Raw genomic sequence first — 2,774 nt, forward strand, 5'->3', positions numbered from 1 at the left:
ACAGTATTTGGTATCTGCGCTCTGCTGAAGCCAGTTACCTTCGGAAAAAGAGTTGGTAGCTCTTGATCCGGCAAACAAACCACCGCTGGTAGCGGTGGTTTTTTTGTTTGCAAGCAGCAGATTACGCGCAGAAAAAAAGGATCTCAAGAAGATCCTTTGATCTTTTCTACGGGGTCTGACGCTCAGTGGAACGAAAACTCACGTTAAGGGATTTTGGTCATGAGATTATCAAAAAGGATCTTCACCTAGATCCTTTTAAATTAAAAATGAAGTTTTAAATCAATCTAAAGTATATATGAGTAAACTTGGTCTGACAGTTACCAATGCTTAATCAGTGAGGCACCTATCTCAGCGATCTGTCTATTTCGTTCATCCATAGTTGCCTGACTCCCCGTCGTGTAGATAACTACGATACGGGAGGGCTTACCATCTGGCCCCAGTGCTGCAATGATACCGCGAGACCCACGCTCACCGGCTCCAGATTTATCAGCAATAAACCAGCCAGCCGGAAGGGCCGAGCGCAGAAGTGGTCCTGCAACTTTATCCGCCTCCATCCAGTCTATTAATTGTTGCCGGGAAGCTAGAGTAAGTAGTTCGCCAGTTAATAGTTTGCGCAACGTTGTTGCCATTGCTACAGGCATCGTGGTGTCACGCTCGTCGTTTGGTATGGCTTCATTCAGCTCCGGTTCCCAACGATCAAGGCGAGTTACATGATCCCCCATGTTGTGCAAAAAAGCGGTTAGCTCCTTCGGTCCTCCGATCGTTGTCAGAAGTAAGTTGGCCGCAGTGTTATCACTCATGGTTATGGCAGCACTGCATAATTCTCTTACTGTCATGCCATCCGTAAGATGCTTTTCTGTGACTGGTGAGTACTCAACCAAGTCATTCTGAGAATAGTGTATGCGGCGACCGAGTTGCTCTTGCCCGGCGTCAATACGGGATAATACCGCGCCACATAGCAGAACTTTAAAAGTGCTCATCATTGGAAAACGTTCTTCGGGGCGAAAACTCTCAAGGATCTTACCGCTGTTGAGATCCAGTTCGATGTAACCCACTCGTGCACCCAACTGATCTTCAGCATCTTTTACTTTCACCAGCGTTTCTGGGTGAGCAAAAACAGGAAGGCAAAATGCCGCAAAAAAGGGAATAAGGGCGACACGGAAATGTTGAATACTCATACTCTTCCTTTTTCAATATTATTGAAGCATTTATCAGGGTTATTGTCTCATGAGCGGATACATATTTGAATGTATTTAGAAAAATAAACAAATAGGGGTTCCGCGCACATTTCCCCGAAAAGTGCCACCTGACGTCTAAGAAACCATTATTATCATGACATTAACCTATAAAAATAGGCGTATCACGAGGCCCTTTCGTCTCGCGCGTTTCGGTGATGACGGTGAAAACCTCTGACACATGCAGCTCCCGGAGACGGTCACAGCTTGTCTGTAAGCGGATGCCGGGAGCAGACAAGCCCGTCAGGGCGCGTCAGCGGGTGTTGGCGGGTGTCGGGGCTGGCTTAACTATGCGGCATCAGAGCAGATTGTACTGAGAGTGCACCATATGCGGTGTGAAATACCGCACAGATGCGTAAGGAGAAAATACCGCATCAGGCGCCATTCGCCATTCAGGCTGCGCAACTGTTGGGAAGGGCGATCGGTGCGGGCCTCTTCGCTATTACGCCAGCTGGCGAAAGGGGGATGTGCTGCAAGGCGATTAAGTTGGGTAACGCCAGGGTTTTCCCAGTCACGACGTTGTAAAACGACGGCCAGTGAATTCGAGCTCGGTACCCGGGGATCCTCTAGAGTCGACCTGCAGGCATGCAAGCTTGGCGTAATCATGGTCATAGCTGTTTCCTGTGTGAAATTGTTATCCGCTCACAATTCCACACAACATACGAGCCGGAAGCATAAAGTGTAAAGCCTGGGGTGCCTAATGAGTGAGCTAACTCACATTAATTGCGTTGCGCTCACTGCCCGCTTTCCAGTCGGGAAACCTGTCGTGCCAGCTGCATTAATGAATCGGCCAACGCGCGGGGAGAGGCGGTTTGCGTATTGGGCGCTCTTCCGCTTCCTCGCTCACTGACTCGCTGCGCTCGGTCGTTCGGCTGCGGCGAGCGGTATCAGCTCACTCAAAGGCGGTAATACGGTTATCCACAGAATCAGGGGATAACGCAGGAAAGAACATGTGAGCAAAAGGCCAGCAAAAGGCCAGGAACCGTAAAAAGGCCGCGTTGCTGGCGTTTTTCCATAGGCTCCGCCCCCCTGACGAGCATCACAAAAATCGACGCTCAAGTCAGAGGTGGCGAAACCCGACAGGACTATAAAGATACCAGGCGTTTCCCCCTGGAAGCTCCCTCGTGCGCTCTCCTGTTCCGACCCTGCCGCTTACCGGATACCTGTCCGCCTTTCTCCCTTCGGGAAGCGTGGCGCTTTCTCATAGCTCACGCTGTAGGTATCTCAGTTCGGTGTAGGTCGTTCGCTCCAAGCTGGGCTGTGTGCACGAACCCCCCGTTCAGCCCGACCGCTGCGCCTTATCCGGTAACTATCGTCTTGAGTCCAACCCGGTAAGACACGACTTATCGCCACTGGCAGCAGCCACTGGTAACAGGATTAGCAGAGCGAGGTATGTAGGCGGTGCTACAGAGTTCTTGAAGTGGTGGCCTAACTACGGCTACACTAGAAGAACAGTATTTGGTATCTGCGCTCTGCTGAAGCCAGTTACCTTCGGAAAAAGAGTTGGTAGCTCTTGATCCGGCAAACAAACCACCGCTG

Annotated in this window: 1 protein-coding gene and 1 pseudogene; both read right to left on the minus strand. The window is 50.6% G+C overall.

The genetic code is table 11. The features are described from left to right. Nucleotides 1–317: 317 nt before the first annotated feature. The gene (locus GMD4S_RS00005) at nt 318–1,178 is read right to left on the minus strand and encodes a broad-spectrum class A beta-lactamase TEM-116 (RefSeq protein ID WP_000027050.1); all 861 of its coding nucleotides are present in this window, start codon (nt 1,176–1,178) and stop codon (nt 318–320) included. A gap of 435 nt (nt 1,179–1,613) precedes the next feature. Then, a pseudogene (locus GMD4S_RS13445) lies at nt 1,614–1,841 on the minus strand (hypothetical protein); the annotation flags it as partial. Nucleotides 1,842–2,774: the final 933 nt, after the last annotated feature.

The sequence above is a fragment of the Streptococcus sp. GMD4S genome (assembly GCF_000296955.1).